At 59.7% G+C, this 17,572-nt stretch carries 15 protein-coding genes; 9 read left to right on the forward strand and 6 right to left on the reverse strand.

Annotation, left to right across the window (positions count from 1 at the left end; all coding sequences use genetic code 11):
* Positions 1 to 9 precede the first annotated feature (9 nt).
* The 5 genes from BW686_RS00835 to BW686_RS00855 all read left to right on the forward strand — a co-directional run bounded on the left by BW686_RS00835 (position 10) and on the right by BW686_RS00855 (position 4,203).
* Positions 10 to 771 carry an SDR family NAD(P)-dependent oxidoreductase gene (locus BW686_RS00835; protein WP_084913780.1) on the forward strand — a complete coding sequence of 254 codons (762 nt, stop codon included), beginning with the start codon at positions 10 to 12 and terminating at the stop codon, positions 769 to 771.
* A 163-nt stretch (positions 772 to 934) separates the two neighbouring features.
* Positions 935 to 1,684 carry an SDR family NAD(P)-dependent oxidoreductase gene (locus tag BW686_RS00840; protein ID WP_084913781.1) on the forward strand — a complete coding sequence of 250 codons (750 nt, stop codon included), beginning with the start codon at positions 935 to 937 and terminating at the stop codon, positions 1,682 to 1,684.
* Positions 1,685 to 1,706: 22 nt separating this feature from the next.
* Positions 1,707 to 2,006, forward strand: coding sequence for a hypothetical protein (locus tag BW686_RS00845; protein WP_084913782.1), 300 nt, complete (start codon positions 1,707 to 1,709; stop codon positions 2,004 to 2,006).
* The gene (locus tag BW686_RS00850) at positions 2,003 to 3,010 is read left to right on the forward strand and encodes a CobW family GTP-binding protein (protein ID WP_084913783.1); all 1,008 of its coding nucleotides are present in this window, start codon (positions 2,003 to 2,005) and stop codon (positions 3,008 to 3,010) included. The genes BW686_RS00845 and BW686_RS00850 overlap by 4 nt, the downstream gene beginning before the upstream one ends.
* Positions 3,007 to 4,203, forward strand: coding sequence for an ABC transporter substrate-binding protein (locus BW686_RS00855; RefSeq protein WP_084913784.1), 1,197 nt, complete (start codon positions 3,007 to 3,009; stop codon positions 4,201 to 4,203). The genes BW686_RS00850 and BW686_RS00855 overlap by 4 nt, the downstream gene beginning before the upstream one ends.
* Before the next feature lie 825 nt (positions 4,204 to 5,028).
* On the opposite strand, the gene BW686_RS00865 is transcribed toward BW686_RS00855, so the two are convergent.
* Complete coding sequence (locus tag BW686_RS00865; protein ID WP_084913786.1) at positions 5,029 to 7,449, reverse strand: glucose/quinate/shikimate family membrane-bound PQQ-dependent dehydrogenase; 2,421 nt, start codon at positions 7,447 to 7,449, stop codon at positions 5,029 to 5,031.
* Between the two features lie 442 nt (positions 7,450 to 7,891).
* Here BW686_RS00865 and BW686_RS00870 point away from each other — a divergent pair, with 442 nt between their 5' ends.
* Both BW686_RS00870 and BW686_RS00875 read left to right on the forward strand, forming a co-directional pair.
* The gene (locus BW686_RS00870) at positions 7,892 to 8,119 is read left to right on the forward strand and encodes a VF530 family protein (protein ID WP_004658220.1); all 228 of its coding nucleotides are present in this window, start codon (positions 7,892 to 7,894) and stop codon (positions 8,117 to 8,119) included.
* Positions 8,120 to 8,174: 55 nt separating this feature from the next.
* Positions 8,175 to 8,834: a Pr6Pr family membrane protein gene (locus BW686_RS00875; protein WP_084913787.1), complete on the forward strand. Its 660-nt coding sequence runs from the start codon at positions 8,175 to 8,177 to the stop codon at positions 8,832 to 8,834.
* Positions 8,835 to 8,849: 15 nt separating this feature from the next.
* Here BW686_RS00875 and BW686_RS00880 read toward each other — a convergent pair whose 3' ends face one another.
* The 3 genes from BW686_RS00880 to BW686_RS00890 form a co-directional block, all read right to left on the reverse strand.
* Entirely contained in the window at positions 8,850 to 9,617 is a 768-nt protein-coding gene (locus tag BW686_RS00880; RefSeq protein ID WP_084913788.1) for a siderophore-interacting protein, read from the reverse strand.
* Complete coding sequence (locus tag BW686_RS00885) at positions 9,614 to 10,213, reverse strand: PadR family transcriptional regulator (protein WP_084913789.1); 600 nt, start codon at positions 10,211 to 10,213, stop codon at positions 9,614 to 9,616. The genes BW686_RS00880 and BW686_RS00885 overlap by 4 nt, the downstream gene beginning before the upstream one ends.
* A gap of 79 nt (positions 10,214 to 10,292) precedes the next feature.
* Positions 10,293 to 13,412 (reverse strand): biosynthetic peptidoglycan transglycosylase, encoded by a 3,120-nt coding sequence (locus BW686_RS00890; protein ID WP_179149139.1) that lies wholly within the window; start codon positions 13,410 to 13,412, stop codon positions 10,293 to 10,295.
* Positions 13,413 to 13,923: 511 nt separating this feature from the next.
* Here BW686_RS00890 and BW686_RS00895 point away from each other — a divergent pair.
* Entirely contained in the window at positions 13,924 to 14,826 is a 903-nt protein-coding gene (locus BW686_RS00895) for a hypothetical protein (RefSeq protein WP_084913791.1), read from the forward strand.
* A 139-nt stretch (positions 14,827 to 14,965) separates the two neighbouring features.
* Here the strand turns inward: BW686_RS00895 and BW686_RS00900 are convergent, their stop codons facing one another.
* Together BW686_RS00900 and BW686_RS00905 are read right to left on the reverse strand one after the other, a co-directional pair.
* On the reverse strand, positions 14,966 to 15,676 hold the full coding sequence (locus BW686_RS00900) for a hypothetical protein (RefSeq protein WP_084913792.1): 711 nt from the start codon (positions 15,674 to 15,676) through the stop codon (positions 14,966 to 14,968).
* A 112-nt stretch (positions 15,677 to 15,788) separates the two neighbouring features.
* A complete protein-coding gene (locus tag BW686_RS00905; RefSeq protein WP_084913793.1) occupies positions 15,789 to 16,919 on the reverse strand; it encodes an OpgC domain-containing protein in 1,131 nt (376 codons plus the stop codon).
* Between the two features lie 294 nt (positions 16,920 to 17,213).
* Between BW686_RS00905 and BW686_RS00915 the strand changes: the two genes are divergently transcribed.
* Positions 17,214 to 17,495 carry a type B 50S ribosomal protein L31 gene (locus BW686_RS00915; protein WP_084913794.1) on the forward strand — a complete coding sequence of 94 codons (282 nt, stop codon included), beginning with the start codon at positions 17,214 to 17,216 and terminating at the stop codon, positions 17,493 to 17,495.
* The last annotated feature ends 77 nt before the right edge of the window (positions 17,496 to 17,572 follow it).

Raw genomic sequence — 17,572 nt, forward strand, 5'->3', positions numbered from 1 at the left:
GAGCAGCTCATGAGTCGTAAAGTAGCAGTGGTCACCGGTGCCGCCAGCGGCATCGGACAGGCGCTGGCAGTGGCCTTCGCTCGCCGGGGTGTTGCGGTGGCAGGCGGGTATTATCCGGCTGACCCGCATGACCCGGAGCAAACCCGTCGGCTGGTGGAAGAGGCGGGCGGCGAATGCCTGATGCTGCCGCTGGACGTGACCTTCACCGAGTCAGTCGACGACCTGGCCGCCCAAGCGGTCAAGACGTTTGGTCGCATCGACTACGCAGTGGCCAATGCCGGATTGCTGCGTCGCGCGCCATTGCTGGAAATGACCGACGAGCGCTGGAACGAGATGCTCGATGTGGACCTGACCGGTGTGATGCGCACGTTCCGCGCCGCAGTCAGGCACATGGGCGAGGGCGGTGCGCTGGTGGCGATTTCCTCGATTGCCGGAGGTGTTTATGGCTGGCAGGACCATTCCCATTACGCAGCGGCCAAAGCGGGCGTACCGGGGTTGTGTCGCTCGCTGGCCGTGGAGTTGGCGCCAAAAGGTATTCGCTGCAACGCCGTCATTCCTGGTCTGATCGAGACGCCGCAATCGCTGGACAGCCAAAACTCGCTGGGGCCGGAAGGGCTGGCGCAGGCTGCCAAGGCTATCCCGTTGGGGCGCGTCGGCCGAGCGGATGAGGTCGCGGCGCTGGTGCGGTTTCTGTGCAGTGACGAAGCCAGTTACCTCACCGGGCAAAGCATCGTGATCGACGGCGGCCTGACCGTGCGCTGGCCGGGATAAACCGAATCAGTTCCGTGCAGGCCACAACACTGTGGATGCAACCGGGGCGGCGATCCGCCTTGCTCGCGAAGAGGTCGGCACAGACACCGAAAACAGTGTGTCTCTGACTGAGCGTTCGCGAGCAATACGGATCGATCCCCCACCCAATCAAGGAACCCGACCCATGCAACAACTCAAACAAAAGCGGGCAGTGATCACCGGGGCAGGCAGCGGCATTGGTGCTGCCATCGCCCGCGCCTACGCGGTTGAAGGCGCGCATCTGGTGCTGGGTGATCGTGATCCGGTCAACCTGGCCAAGGTGGCCGAAGAGTGCCGTCAGCTCGGCGCGCAGGTGCATGAATGCGTGGCCGACGTCGGCAGCCTTGAGGGCGCGCAGGCCAGCGTGGATACCTGCGTCGAGCATTACGGCGGGATCGACATTCTGGTCAATAATGCCGGCATGCTCACCCAGGCACGCTGTGTCGACCTGACCTTCGAGATGTGGAACGACATGTTGCGCGTCGACCTGACCAGCGTGTTCGTGGCCAGTCAGCGGGCGTTACCGCACATGATTGCGCAGCGCTGGGGCCGCATCATCAACGTCGCGTCGCAACTGGGCATCAAAGGGGGCGCCGAGCTCACTCATTACGCTGCTGCGAAAGCCGGAGTGATCGGTTTCACCAAATCCCTGGCGCTGGAAGTCGCCAAAGACAACGTGCTGGTCAACGCCATCGCGCCCGGTCCTGTTGATACGCCGCTGGTGGAGGGGATCAGCAGCGCGTGGAAAGTGGCCAAGGCCGCCGAGCTGCCGCTGGGTCGTTTCGGCCGGGCCGAAGAGGTTGCGCCGGTCGCTGTACTGCTGGCCAGCGAGCCAGGTGGCAACCTGTTTGTCGGCCAGACACTCGGCCCCAACTCCGGCGATGTGATGCCATGAATACGCTGCGGGAGAACAGCTGATGTGCGGACTGTGCGGCCTGTTGGGCGAAGATGTTCACTGGAGCGATCCACTCGCGAGCGAGCTGCCCCGGCGGCGTGAGCGTTTGCGGCGGATTGCGGCGATCAACAAGGTCGTTGCACCGTTTCGCCTCAAGGTCGAAGATTTTCAGGGCGTGTCCTACCTGCTGCTCGGTGCCACCGGCAAGCAGGAGCTGGCGACCGGTCTAGAGCAACTGTGGCAGAAAGCCGAAGGGCTGATCGGTCGTCCCCTCGATCCGCTGGATGCCGCACTGCTCGACCATTTGCAGAGGTCATCATGAGCATTGCCCTCAACGTGATTACCGGCTTTCTCGGCAGTGGCAAGACCACATTGCTCAAGCGTCTGCTGGCCGACGAGGACATGGGTGACACCGCGCTGCTGATCAACGAATTCGGCGATGTCGGCATCGATCATCTGCTGGTCGAAGAGGTCGCGCCAGACACCGTGCTGCTGCCCAGCGGCTGTGTGTGCTGCACGGTCCGGGGTGAACTGAAAGACGCGTTGCTCAGTTTGCTGGATCGCCGCAATCGTGGAGAGATTCCGGCCTTCCGGCGGGTGATTCTGGAAACCACTGGCTTGGCCGATCCGGCCCCTATTCTCACCACCCTGAGCAACGATCCGCAATTGCGCGGGCGCTTTCACATCGGTCTGATCGTGACGCTGGTGGACGCCTGCCATGCCGTGTTGCAAGAGCGTCTGCACCCGGAGTGGCTGGCTCAGGTCGCGGCGGCGGACAGGCTGCTGCTGAGCAAGACCGATCTGGTGGACGAGCTTGCGCTCGACGCGCTGCGCCTGCACCTGAATGCACTGAATTTTTCTGCGCCGCTGCTGGACACGGCGCAGATCCACAGCGGTGATCAATTGCTGCTCGGGGAGGGCGTTCGCAGCGCCGAACCTGCGGTCGAAGTGACGCGCTGGCAGCTGCACCGCGTCGAGTCGACGTCAGCCCGCCACGGTGATGCACAAGTCTGCTGCCTGACCTTCGACCGTCCGCTTGACTGGGTCGGTTTCGGGGTGTGGTTGTCGATGCTGTTAAGATGCCACGGCGAACGAATCCTCCGCGTTAAAGGACTGCTCAACGTGAACGACAACCAGGCTCCCATCGTGATTCATGGCGTGCAGCATTGCCTGCACGCGCCGGTGCATCTTGCCGCCTGGCCAGGCGATGACCGCACGTCACGTCTGGTGTTCATCCTGCGCGGGCTGGACCCGGAATTGCTGCGTCGCTCGTTCGAGGTCTTTTCCGGAAGCTTCGCGCCGGCGCTTAACGAGTCTGCGGCATGAGCATTACCTTGCGTGTGCTCGGCACCTCGGTGACGTTGCTCGAATCCCTGCGCGAGCGCGCCGAACAGGACCTGGGCATCAAGCTGATCTATCAGATCCATGATGTACAGACTGCGCAGCGCATTGCGGTCATGCAGCCGGACAGCTACGACCTTTATGACCAGTGGTTTCACAACGTTGATTTCGTCTGGCCTGCGCGGGCGATTCAACCCATCGACACGCGGCGTATCGCGCTGTGGCATGAAATCAATGACTTGCCAAAACGGGGGCGTCTGCGGCCAACCGACCAGCCGGGTAGCGGCAGCGTGCCCAGCGAGCGCTTGTTCGTGCAGCACGACGGCAGCCTCGGCAGCGGAGTCACCGAGCGCATCAGCATGCTGCCGCTGACCCACAACGCCGACAGCTTTGCTTACCGCCCCGAGCGCTTGCCGGACGGTCTCAGTTCTGCTGATGAAAGCTGGGGCTGGTTGCTCGACCCTGCGTGGGGCGGGCGGATTGCGTTGCAGAGCGACGCGGCCATTGGCGCGCTGGATGCTGCACTGGCGGTGCAAGGCGCGGGGCTGGCGAGATTCAACGACATCGGCAACATGAGCATCGAAGAGATTGACCAGCTTGCCGATGTGCTGGTGCGCAAACAGCAACAAGGTCACTTCGGCGCATTCTGGTCAGACGACGAAGAAGCCGCCGAACTAATGCTCAGCCCGACCATCGACATTCAGAGCCTGTGGTCGCCGACGCTGGTCAGGCTGCACCGTGCGGGCGTGAAATACCGTGTGGCGGTGCCGAAAGAGGGCTATCGCGGCTGGTTCGGCGGCCTGTCGTTGTCGCGCTACGCCAAAGGCCCGGTGCTGGATGCAGCCTATGCGTACCTGAACTGGTGGTTGTCCGGCTGGCCGGGAGCAGTGATGGCGCGACAAGGCTACTACATCGGTAACCCGGCGCGCAGTCGCGATCACCTGAGTGCCGCCGAATGGGACTACTGGTACGCCGGCCTGCCCGCCCGCGAACAACTGCTCGGCAGCGACGGCCTGCCGCTGATCGACGCCGGAGAAGTCCGCGACGGCGGCTCTTACGAAGAACGCATGGGCCACATCGCCGTGTGGAACTCGGTCATGAACGAACACAATTACCTCGTCCGCCGCTGGAGCGACATCCTGCGCGCAGGCGGCAAGAACAGCGTGAAAGCGCGTTAGGCATCCGGGCTTCTGATGATCATCGTGCCAATGCGTGCTGGCGTGCATAGGGCGAAGGAACCCGACGAAGTCGGGCCGGAAACGGAGCTTGGTTACTTTTGCCCGATCAAAGTAACTCGCCGAGGGGCGAAAAAGTGCCTCGAGCTGTAAACACATCCAACTGACATCGCAGAACCGCTGTGTGACGCGAAGCGCCACAAAGAGGACGCAGAGCGTCCAGAAATGCATGCCGACGCAGAGCGCCGGCACGATAGTCATTTGTGACGCCCTGCGTGACAAATCCACATGCTGCACAGCGTTATGCGTTGCCGGTCAGTGGCTCAAAAAGCAGTGCTTTTTATCGCGATGGCACTGACAACGCAGGGCGCGACGTAAGTGACGGCTGAGTCCTGACGCTGATCCGGGGGTAGCCTGGCAGGACGCCAGGCTAGCCGCACCGGGCCATGGATGGCCCGTTGCGGCGACCCCCGGATCAGTGGCAGGGCGAAGGAACCCGACGAAGTCGGGCCGGAAACGGAGCCAGGGGCTTTGGTTACTTTGGCCCCATCAAAGTAACTCGCCGAGGGGCGAAAAGGTGCCTCGAGCCGTAAACACATCCAACTGACATCGCAGAACCGCTGTGTGACGCGAAGCGCCACAATGAGGACGCAGAGCGTCCAGAAAGGCGTCACCACGCTGGAGCGTGGGGACGATAGGTGACCGTGAGAACACCATCGCAATCTACAGCCTTGCCCGGCTATAGGTGCAACTCGGGTCAAGGTTTCAACAGCTATAAAAAAAGCGGCTACCTCTCGATAGCCGCTTTTCATTTACATCAACAACAGCTTACTTCGGCAGCTTGAACGCCATCACGTAGTCACCTTGCTTGGTGCCCAGCGAACCGTGACCGCCAGCCACGACCAGCACGTATTGCTGGCCGTCCTTGCCGGTGTAGGTCATCGGAGTGGTTTGCGCGCCTGCTGGCAGACGGGCTTCCCACAGTTGCTTGCCGTTGCGCACGTCATAAGCACGCAGGTACTGGTCAAGCGTAGCGCTCATGAATGCCAGGCCGCTGGCGGTCATGAAGGGACCCCCAAGGCTGGGAACACCCATCGTCAGCGGAAGCGGAATCGGCGAGCTGTCGCGCACCGTACCGTTCTTGTGCATCCAGATGGTTTTATGGGTCGTCAGGTCGACTGCTGCCAGATACCCCCACGCTGGCGCCTGGCACGGCAGGCCCATTGGCGACAGCAGCGCTTCAAGAATCACGCCGTAGGGCGCGCCTTTGTTCGGCTGTACGCCTTCGGTTTCGCTGTTGTGGCCCGGACCGCCTTCAACTTCGGCAGACGGCACCAGCTTGGAGCGGAATGCCATGTAGTTCGGGTTGACGAAGGCGATCTGGCGAACCGGATCGACAGCGATACCGCCCCAGTCGAACACGCCGAAGTTACCCGGATAAACGATCGAGCCCTGCAGCGAAGGCGGCGTGAACGGACCGTCGTAGCGCAGCGACTTGAAGTCGATCCGGCACATCATCTGATCAAACGGGGTCACGCCCCACATGTCGCGTTCCTTGAGCGGAGGCGGCATGAAATTCAGGTCGGACTTGGGTTGGGTCGGCGAGGTGTGGTCGCCTGCAACAGCGCCTTGTGGAACCGGTACTTCCTTGATCGGCACGATTTCCTTGCCGGTGCTGCGATCCAGCACGTAAATGCTGCCCTGCTTGGTCGATGCCAATACCGCTGGCTTGACGCCGTCGGCGGTTTTCATGTCCAGCAAGGTCGGTTGACCGCCCACGTCCATGTCCCACAGGTCATGGTGCGTGAACTGGTAATCCCAGCGTACGCGGCCAGTGGCGATGTCCAGTGCAACCAGGCCAGCGCTGTATTTCTCGGACTCTGGCGTACGGTCGCCGCCCCACTGGTCCGGCGTCTGGTTGCCCATCGGCAGGTAGATCATGCCCAGTTTTTCATCGACGCTGAACATGGACCACATGTTCGGCGAGTTACGGGTGTAGATCTTGCCTTCGGCAATCGGAGCCGTTTCTTCAGGGTTGCCACTGTCCCAGTTCCAGACCAGACGGCCTGTGTGTACGTCGTACGCACGGATCACGCCGGAAGGCTCGTCGACAGAGACGTTGTCGGTCACGTGACCGCCGATGATCACCAGGTCTTTGGTGACTGCCGGTGGCGAGGTGGAGTAGTAACCGCCCGGTGCGAATGTGCCCATGTTGGCGGTCAGATCAACCGAACCTTTGTTGCCGAAATCTTCGCACATCTTGCCGGTGTCGGCGTTCAAGGCGATCAAGCGGGTGTCGGCCGTCGGCAGGAAGATTCTGCGCGGGCAGGCACTTGCTGTGGCGGTGTTTTCAGCAGCCGGTGCTGCCGGGCTTTGAGCCGGCGCGCTGGCGGCATACGCGGCGTCGTCGTGGTAGGAAACCCCACGGCAGGTCATGTGCGCCCAGCCCTTGAAGTTGGCCGCGTTCTGCGTGCTCAGCTTAGGGTCGAAGCGCCAGATTTCCTTGCCTGTGTCCGGGTCCAGTGCGATCACCTGGCTGTGCGGCGTACACACATAAAGCATGCCGTTGACCTTCAGCGGGGTGTTCTCGGCGGTGGTTTCACCCGGGTCATTCGGCCCCGGAATGTCACCTGTGCGATAGGTCCAGGCCGGCTCCAGCTTGTTGACGTTTTCCGGTGTGATCTGCGTCAGTGGCGAATAGCGGTCACCGAAAGCGGTGCGGCCATAAGACTGCCAGTCGCCGTCAGGCATGGCCGGAGCGGTGTTGGTGGTCCCGGCTGTTTCACGGTCCAGTTGGCCTTCGATCCGGCCTGGATGGGTGAACTGGCTGGCCAGAGCGGTCAGGCCCGCCAGCACGACAGCGATGCTCAAGGCACCCGTGCCCAGGCGGGCCGGCCCTTTGAGCAGCAACGGGCGACGGAACCACGGCAGCAGCAACACGATGCCGAGCGCGAACCACAGCGCCAGGCGTGGCACCAGTTGCCACCAGTCCAGGCCGACTTCCCACAACGACCAGACCGTGCTTGCGAACAGCAGCAGTGCATACAGACCCAGTGCCGCGGCACGCCCGGTCATCAGCAGAACACCCGTCACAGCGAAGCCGATACCGGCCAGCAGGTAATACAGCGAACCGTCCAGTTGCAGCAGCCGGACACCGCCGACCAGCAATGCCAGCCCCATCAGCAGGATCACCAGCCCGAGCAGGGTCGGCAACAGGCGATTTCTGTTTGAAGCACTGTCAGTGCTCATAATGCGAATCTCCGCGAGAATTAAGTAATGGATGTCTTGTTTTCATGTGCATTGCCGACCCTGGCACCATTCTTTGAAGCTGTTTATTTAAACGAATCACCGACAGTCGAATTCAACGTCAAGCAGAACGCCGCTGCCCATTCAACCCGGCGCGGTCATTGAGTCGTAGACCATTGCCGCCCGGATTCGTGCATAGGCGTTCATTCAAATGAGCTTTGGCAGAAGGAAATCTGTAGTCCTTAAAGGCGCAATGATAGGACGCTAACGATTTTTCTAAAAGCGATAAACATGACATGGATCATTGCGGACCCCGCAACAGTGCTTCAAGTCCGCTGTGTTTTATGAAAGCGCGGCGCTTACAATGGCGAGCGTTGCTGAACACCGGCACGCTCCGGCAATCGGCCCAGCGTCGGTTTCCCACTTACCCGTTTCAAGGTTCATCATGACGACACCCAATTCCGATCCGCTCCACGGCGTCACGCTGGAGCAGATTCTCAGGGCTCTGGTCGAGCACTACGAGTGGTCCGGCCTTGCCGAGCGGATCGACATTCGCTGCTTCAAGAGCGACCCGAGCATCAAGTCCAGCCTGACCTTCCTGCGCAAGACCCCTTGGGCGCGGGAAAAGGTCGAGGCACTGTATGTAAAGCTGCATCGCGGCAAAGGCTGGTAACCGGCTTCTGCCTTACAAGCCCGGCACGGACGCTGGCACTCAAGGAAAAAGATCGATGCACAGCGAACACTCGCAACCTGCGCAGGGACAGCGCTATTACGCTTTAATCGCAGCCTGTCTGGGCTGGTCGGGACTGGTGATTCAGCTTTACCTGATCTTCATGGGGCGTTATGCCGACCACGCCAGCCTGTTGGGTGGGTTGGTGAGGTTTTTCAGTTTTTTCACCGTGCTCACCAATACCCTCGTGGCAGTCGCGCTCAGTTGTGCATTGACCGGGCGCCAGTCGGCGGGGCATCGATTCTTTCGACAGCCCGTGGTGTGCGGCGGCATTGCGGTCAGCATTGCACTGGTCGGTATCGCTTACACCCTGCTTTTGCGTCACTTGTGGCACCCGCAGGGCTGGCAGTGGGTGACCGATGAACTGCTGCACGACGTCATGCCGCTGGCCTTCGTTCTGTATTGGTGGTTATACGTGCCCAAGGGCGAGTTGCGTCTGCGTCATGTGGCGCTGTGGGCGATGTACCCGGTGGGGTACTTTGCCTACGTTCTGCTGCGCGGCAACATGATCGGGGATTACATCTACCCGTTCATCGACGTCGGCACCCTCGGTTTTGTGAAAGCGTTCAGCAACGCACTGGGCGTGCTGCTCGGTTTTGTGCTGATTGCGCTGTTGCTGGTGGGGATTGACACGTGGGCGGCTCGTCGCAAGGTGTGAGTCGCCCGGTGTCGCTTACTCTTCGTTGCCGCCCAGCTTCCAGTAGCCGGCGGCCTTGACGAAGTCTTCTTCCAGGCCGAACTCGTCCAGCAGCACCCGACGCAGTTTGCGCGACAGACCGGACTCGGTCGCGATCCATGCATACAGTTTGCCCTCGGGCATTTCCAGGCGGCGGACGACGTCCACCAGGCTCTGTTCATCGCGCACGATCCAGATCACATCGACCTGCGCCGCGCTCTGGAACGTCTGCTGTTCCTGCTGGCTGGCCACCTCGACCACCACCAGCGCGGCCCGGTTGGCAGGCAACGCTTCCAGACGCCGGGCGATGGAAGGGATGGCGGTCTCGTCGCCAATCAGTAAATAGCTGTCGAACATGTCCGGCACCACCATCGAACCACGCGGCCCGGCGATGTGCAGGAATTGCCCCGGTTGCGCCTGAGCCGCCCAAGTGGCAGCCGGACCTTCACCATGCAGGACAAAATCAATGTCCAGCTCGCCGCTGGTTTCGTCATAACGGCGCGGGGTGTAATCACGCATCGGTGGACGCGGCGCGTCTTTGTCGCCTGCTGGGGTCAGCGATTCCAGGGCCGCGTGTTCTTCCGGGGTTTGTGGGAAGAACAGTTTGACGTGATCGTCGGTGCCCAGGCTGATGAAGCCTGCCAATTCAGGGCCGTGCAGCGTGATGCGGCGCATCAGGGGCGTCAGGTCCGTGACCCGCAGAACCTCCAGCTTGCGGCGCTTGATGTCGTGCATGACGCGATGGATCGTTTGTGGCGAATTCATACAGCAGCCTCCGGTGCAGATTGAGCCCCATCGACGATGGCCTTGGCGGTGGTATTGAGCAGGTCGCTGACACGGAGGATTTCTTCCGGGCTCCAGCGGCCGTGGTGCATTTGCAAGGCATGACGCAGGTTGTGTACCGCTTCATGAATCTCGGGCGGACGGTCGTGGCCGCGCAACGAGCGCTTGCTCACGTCGATGCGTGTACGCACACCGTCCAGCGCAACCGCCTGATCCTGCAATGAACGGCGGCCAGCGTCGGTGACCGTGTAGAGTTTTTTGCCTGCCTGAGCATCGCCGAGGATCATTTCGCTTTCTTCAAGAAAGGTCAGGGTCGGGTAGATCACGCCGGGGCTGGGGCAATACGCACCGTCGAACAGGCCTTCGATCTTGCGGATGAGGTCGTAGCCGTGGGCAGGCTGTTCGGCGATCAGCGCCAGCAGCAGCAATTTCAGATCCCCAGGGGCGAAAACCCGTGGGCCACGTCCGCCGCGTTCACGGCCAGGGCGTTTTTCGAAACCGTCGCGGTCTTCGCCCGCTTCACGAAGGTGCGGCGGACGGTGATGGGGAGGGTGTTTGTCTTCGCGCATGTCATTCATCTCTCGTTACACGTTAGATATACCTTAAGATATATCTAATTGTATTGGCAAGAGGTTTGGACGAACGGTCTTTTACGCCTTACGCACCTTTGGGCGGGTCGGGTAAACGGGTATTGCACATGGCCTGACCGTGGTTTTCCAGGTACGGCGTCAGGATCGGCGCCATGCCCTTGAGCACCTGTACCGGCAGTGCCGAGGTAAAGCGGAAGCCTTCTGCAGCCCGGCCCGGCACAAATGCAGTCAGCGCGCCGAAGTGGTTGTCACCGATGTAAAACACGAACGTGGCGGTGCGGTTGATCGCTCTGGAGCTGAGGATGCGTCCGCCCGCACCGATGCTCTCGATCCGGTTATCACCCGTGCCGGTCTTGCCCCCCATCGCCAGTACGCTGCCGTCCTGCATCCTGAACGTACCCTGCACACGTTTGGCTGTACCGCCGTCGACCACTTGCGACAACGCTTCGCGCATCGCGGCCGCCACTTCGGACGGCAATACGCGCTGCCCCAGTTCAGGGTTGATGGTCAGTTCGGTTTCATACGGCGTATCGGCGGCGAAGCGTAACGAGTCGATACGCACCGGCGGCAGACGAATGCCGTCGTTCTGGATGATGCCGATCAGCTCCGCCAGCGCCGCCGGACGATCCCCCGAACTGCCAATGGCCGTCGCCAGTGAGGGCACCAGATGGTCGAACGGATAACCCACACGCTGCCAGCGCTGCTCGATGTCCAGAAACGCTTCCACCTCCATCATGGTCCGCACCCGGCTGTCGCGCGCGCCTTTGTGGCGGCTCTTGAACAGCCAGCCATACACTTCCTGTCGCTCGTAACGGCTGGCCGCCGCCGCATCCTTGAACTGCGCGTCCGGGTGCTTGAGCAGGTAGCCCACCAGCCACAGGTCCAGCGGGTGAACGCGGGCGATGTAGCCTTGATCGGGCAAGTTGTAAGCGCCCGGGCCGTAGCTCGTGTACAGATCGGCCAGGCGCTTGTCGGTCAGTTTCGAGGTCGTTCGGGTTTCTTCCAGGTGCGCACGGACAAACGCATTGAACGTGGCCTGATCGGCACTCGGCAGCAGGTAGCGATGCACGGCGGCCAGGCGAATCGCCGTCGGATGAATGCCGTCCAGAAAGGTGTCCAGCCGTTCCTGTGTGGTCTTGTCCTTGTAGCGTTTCCAGAAACGCAGCAGGAACACAGTGCCCTCCCGGTCGGCAAACTGACTCAGGTATTCCTGACGGCGCGGGTTGTCATCATCCTTCAGCAGCGAGGCGCTGTTGTTGGGCGCTTGATAGGTGCTGTAACGCACGATGTCGCGCATCAGGCGAATGAACGGCAGGTTGATTGACTCACGCAACGACTCGCGCAGGGTCGGGATGCGCTCGTTGTCTTCACGCCGGAAGTTATTGAAACGGTGCATGCCGCCACCGGTGAAGAAGGCTTCGGCAGGGCTTGCCGAGTAGGTCCGGTCCAGTGCCGCAGAGAGCATTTTTGCCAGGTTCCGGTCCTTGTTCAGCAGCAGGTAATCGACGGCCCAGCGGGTCAACCGGTCAGGCTCTTCGACAGGGATTTTCCTCAACTGCGCCGTGTTCATGTCTGCGTAGCGCCCGTGCAATTCGGCGATGATTTCCAGGTAGGTTGTCAGCACGCGCATCTTGGCGGTGGAGCCCAGCTCCAGCTTGCTGCCCTCGTTGATGTCGAACGGTTGATCGGTGCTGTCGGTCTGCACCCTTACCCTTGAGCCATCTGCACCGCGCTCGAACAACGTAAAGCTGTAGCGCACCTGAGCCGTGCTGGCGGGGCTTAGCAGGCGCTCGCCCATCAAACCGACGTTGGCGGCAAATTCAGGGTTTGCCAGATCGCGCAGATACTGGCTGACGCTGCGCTGCAACTCGCCGTGCAACGTGCTGGTGGCGGACAGGTCCAGGCGGTCCAGATCATAGAGCGGACGATTGAGCAGGTTCGACAAGCGAGTGCGAGCGACGCTGATGCCTTTGTTGGTTTCGATGGGTTGAATCGTAGGCTGCTGCGCCCAGTCGCGATACGTGACGGTGGTTGCCAGGGCCGCGTCGGCCAGCGGCTTGTCAATGACGTTAGCCTGGGCCAGCAGACGAATATGGCTGTCGGTCAGTTCTGCGAGTTCGGCACGGCCCTTGGCCAGGTAGTGCGAAGGGCGACGCTGGGCGATCACCAGCGACAGCACCTCGCGCAACGCCAGCGCCTTTTCGCTCAGCCCCTTTTGATCGGAGGGGCTGGAAGCCAGCACTTCATTGGTCCTGGCGAAGTCCACGCCGAACCAGACCCGCAGACCTTCGGCCAGGCCATGCACTTCACCGTGCCCCGGCACCGCAGACAGCGGCACACTGTTCAGGTAATCGCGCACCACTCTCTGGCGCACTGACAGCGTTTGTTCGCCGGGCTGGTAGGCTCGCACGCTGGCAGAAATCATCTGCCGCAGTTTTTCCGAGCCGGACTGCGTCAGCCCGTCGGGTGAGTGGCGGTATTTCTCCAACTGAGTCGCCAGCGTACTGCCACCGGCTGACTGGCCGGGGAGGGCAAACATCTTGGCCAACTGCGACCACGCGGCCTTGACGAAGCGTGGCCAGTCCACGGCCGGGTTGGCGAGCGGTTGCTGCGGATCCAGCAGGTCACGGTTCTCGATAAACAGAAGACTGTGGACCAACAACGGCGGGATGGCGGCGAAGGTCGGGTAAAACTGCTGCGGGTAACGAAACTCGTACAGCGGCGCGCTCCGGCAATCGGTGATGGACAGCCCGGCCTGGGTCTTCTCTTCGTAAGGTACGAAAAAGCCATGCTGAACGTAGCGCATCAACTCCGGGGAAAACCGCGTCTGGCGAGTGATCACGTAATCACGCTTGAGCAGGCGCGGCAGAAACTCACCCAGCGACGAATAACCGAGACGCTTGTCGAACGGTCCATCGCCCGGGTACACCACCGCATTACTCGGCCCGGCCTGCACCGAATAACTCAGGTTGGCAGCAAACCGGCTGAATTCCCGCGCCTGTAGCCTCGAACTGCGGCTCTCCATCGCCACGGCCACACCCAGCGCGACCCCGGCCAGCACCAAAACCACCCAGAACACCCGCCAACCGTATCGCTTGCGACGAGGACGCTTCGGCGTTCGTGAGTCATCCTGACGGTCAGCTGACATCACATCCTGCTTGCTATCGGAATGCCGAAATACGCCCATAGTCGATTGTCCGGTCATCCTGTAAACGCACCTGATCCTAGCTTAGACGCTGGGTGGGAATGCGGGGGGGAAATTGTCGGGTGGGTTTTGAGCTGAATCGAGGTGAACTGTGGAGGGATGTGGTTCGCAGGTTTTGTCTAGGCTCTGTACGAAAAGTGGCTGCGCTCGGTGATGCTGCGTTAAAACAGGCTCGGACGCGAGCCTAATCGGAATGCTCATTTACAACCCGTAGACTCCGCGTACTCGCCTGTTTTTGCCTTGCCTGACCTTCGCCACCGACTTTTCGTACAGAACTTAAGCCTGGATGCCTTCCTGTTGATTGGCAGGCGTACAAGCAACAGTCTATCCGCCCGCTAGTCACAGGTGGTCAAATACTAAATAAATTATTGTGTAGGAAATGTCCGGTAATTACTTCCGGTACTTGATCTCGACTCTAACAACTGATTACGTCCGGTTTTATCAGTGGCGGTGATGCCCTGCATAATGAATAACGACTGTCGAGATCAATAAAATGAAGAGTAAGAAAAACAAAGCGCACCGAGTGCTTTTATCCGGACTGCTATGGGTTATGTCTTGGCATGCGTTGGCGCACGTAGAGGGGGCGCCTACCGTCAGTGAGCAACCGGCACATCAGGAGCCGACGGTTCCGGATGCAAAAACTTTTATTTCTGTGGTGCTATCGGATAAGGTTCATCAGATAAATAACACGCTGGACAGCACCACCGCCGTTCATCAGTATGGTTTTACTGCCGTGCGTGGACAGCATGTACTCATCGCGACCCCGGACAGCGATGACCACCAGAAATGGAAGCTGGAATTTCAGGTGGACGGAGGGGAGTGGCAGGTCAAACGTCACTCATTGGCCGAAAGGGTCGACGGGTTGATCCCCGGGTCTCAGGTCAATATACGTATCGTTGCGACCGACGGTGCCCTGTTTGATAGCGCCGACTACAGGGTGGTGTTCGGCTCTTTTCCTTATATGAATTATGACTTGCACCATCAGGCGGGATTCAGGTTGATTCCATATGGTTTTACCGACCCTCCTTTTCTGGCGACTCAGGCGCTTACAGAGGCGATGCTGGACGCGACGTTTACAGACAGCAAGGCTTTTCCATTGGAAGGCGGAGTGCTGGATTTTTTGCTCGGTGTTGAAAATGACGTCGCCGTGACGTATACCTCGGACAGCGCTGGAAAGATCATGCAGTTGATAACGTTCGACCGATGTGAAGGTGGACGACTGGCCGATAACTTCACGTACTACAGCGAGAACGGCAGAGAAACGTGGAGTACACGCTATCAGCTAAAAAAATATTGGGCCAGGAATGTACTGCCGGAACAATTGGCTGATAAACCGCACATTTATAATTTCGGACATGTTTGCAAACGATGGCTAACTCACTGGTCCAGAAACTGATCTCAGTGTAACTGCTCTGCCCAGGGCCACTTGGGCAGCGCATTTCTACTTCTATAACCAGGCCCCGCGTGGCGAACAAAAAATGCTTTTTCCTATTGCTAGTGGAAGCGTGCCCGGAAGAGCCTTGGCGTTGGGGACATCAAACATGAGTGTCAATCGTCGGCGTGCGCTCATCCTCCCGCTTCGGCGCGTTGCGCTCCACTTGATAAAGAATGGTGTTGATGAAGTTGCCGATGTGATTGCGGCTGAATACCTGCCCGTAGTCAATGACCTTGCTGTAATTCTCTAGATTAAGCGCGTACCGTGTGTCCAGCTTTTCCGTGTAGTGATCTACGAGTTCCATGATGCTTTTGGCGTTCTTGCGCAGGTCGTCTTTCAATGACTGGCGCTCGTTTAGCTTCTCGGTCAGGTAGGTGAACTCTGCAGGAGTGAGTACACCGTCAGGGTCGGTAACCTGAATCTCCTCATCAAAACCCAGTGTGAAGCCAAAGTTCTTTTTTGACAGCTCTGGATTTAAATAAGGAAGCTGCTGTTTGAAGTCGTGGTAATTGTCGTACATGCGAAACATTTCCAGGTTCGATGTTTTGATGAGGTCCTTCAGGTAGCTATTTTTGAGGTCATCAAGCTCTTCTTGGGGAAGCGCCTTGTAGAACGAAGCGATTTCTCCTTTTGAATTTTTTGTCAACCAGGGGGAGTCCACGTAGCGGTAGAACTCTTCATTAGGATTTCGTTGTTTTATGACCGGCTTTGCAGTGTCGCTTTTTACGTTTTCAGGCGGCGGCGTGGAGGGACGACTGTTGAGTGTGCCACGCGAGCTTTGTAACGTTGAGAGTGAAGCATTTATGTTCATGCCAAGGACTCGTCGGTAGTAAAGTTAAATTACTAACGGCCGTCCTCAGCAAAACTTGGCCTGATAAACCCGTAGGAAATTTCCTGGCGAGCACATTGTTGTGACGCGGTTCTCAAGTAGCTAAAAGCGTTGGCGATTTCCCCAGTCGCTTATTCAACTCCAACCCGTTCGCCATCAGCATCATCAGCCCCAACCCGACTATTGCCGTGGTCACTTGCATCGGCCATGTATCACCGGCCAGGGCATTCGCCATGTCTGCCAGCGGAGCGAGCAATACACCCAGACAGAAGACTTCCAACGAGTAACGCCCCATGCGGCAGGTCTGACGGGCGGGCCAGTTTTCGAGCCAGTTGCCTGAAGTGGGCAGCAGTCGGGCGACGACGTAGACCAGGGCGAGGAAGTGCAGCAGACGCGCGGGTGCCAGGTCGGTTTTGCTGATGGGGTACAGCGCGTCGAGGTGGAGGGTCGAGACCAGTGCAGCGTGCAGATCGGGCCATTTTTCGCTGAAGGTCAAAGCCCCGGCGATCAGTACGTAAAAGGCAGCCATCAGGAGCAGCGGTTGTTGGTGGCGTGGGGGGCGTTCCGGTGTCGCCGATGTTTCGCTGCGCAACGCACAGGCACCGCCGAGAATGAACAGCAACTGCCAGGCCACCGGGTTGAAGTACCACACACCGCCGCCTTCGTAGGCGCGCAGGTTCCAGCCGAACAGCGGCACCATCAGGTACAGCGCAATCGACAGGCCGACCGCCACTTCGAGTTTGCGCAGCATCAACGGCAATGTCAGTGGCAGCGTCAGCAGCAGGACGATGTACAGCGGCAATGGATCGGTCAGGTTGGGCTTGAAACGCAGCAGCAATTCATCGGCCAGTGCCTGTTGCGGGTTGCCGACGAAGTATTCGAGGCCCATCTGCTGGACCATGTCTCGGGTTTCGACATGATTATTGGCGACGAAGACGATGCCCATCAGCAAGGTCAGCAAAAAAATGTGTACCACATACAGCACCCAGGTGCGGCGCAGGATCCGCACGCCGGCCACCAGCATGCCGTCGCGGCGGGCAATGCGCCCATAGGCCATGATTGCGGCGTAGCCAGCGAGGAAAACAAAAACTTCTGCGGCATCGCTGAAGCCGAAGTTGCGTAACGTCAGCTGCGCCAGAGGATTGTCCGGTACGTGATCCCAGAATATGAAGATCAGCGCCAGGCCCCGAAAGAAGTCGACTCGATGATCGCGTCCGTGAGTCATAACGGTGGACTCTTGAAAGTGCTAATGAATAAGGATCGGCCACGCAGGCTCAGGTTCCAGGCCGGCGACCAGTGACGTTCGGCGGCGCGGCAGGGTGCCGTTATGCGTCGGAAAATGCAAAGGCGGGCTATTACAGGATGTCTCCAGCGCGTCGGTTTCCGAGCGTCGGGGCCGACATCGCTCAGGCTCGGAGGTGCGATCACGCCCGGTAATGTCAGCCATCAACAGTAATCATTCTCATCTTACTTTGTGTTACTGTATAACGGTTGCAGTCAACTCAACGGAGAGATTTCCATGAAACCCGATATCCATCCTGCTTACCGCACCGTGCTGTTCCACGACACCGCCGCCGATGCGTACTTCTTGATCGGCTCGACCGTAGACACTGATCGGACCCAGCAGCACACCGACGGCACGACCTATCCCTATGTCGCGCTCGACGTCTCCAGCGCCTCGCATCCGATGTACACCGGCCAGCAGCGCAAGACCACCACCGAAGGCCGCATCGCGGGTTTCAACAAGCGTTTCGCTGCCTTCGGCTCAGGTGGCAAGAAAGAAACCGCAGCGGCTCAATGAGCTGTCTGACTTCCCGGCCGTGGGCATTTCGTATGGATTGCCCACGACCGGGATTTTTTTGCCTGAATTTCAGGCCA

Origin of the sequence: Pseudomonas syringae (genome assembly GCF_002157375.1) — a bacterium.
GTDB classification, from domain to species: Bacteria; Pseudomonadota; Gammaproteobacteria; order Pseudomonadales; family Pseudomonadaceae; genus Aquipseudomonas; species Aquipseudomonas syringae_T.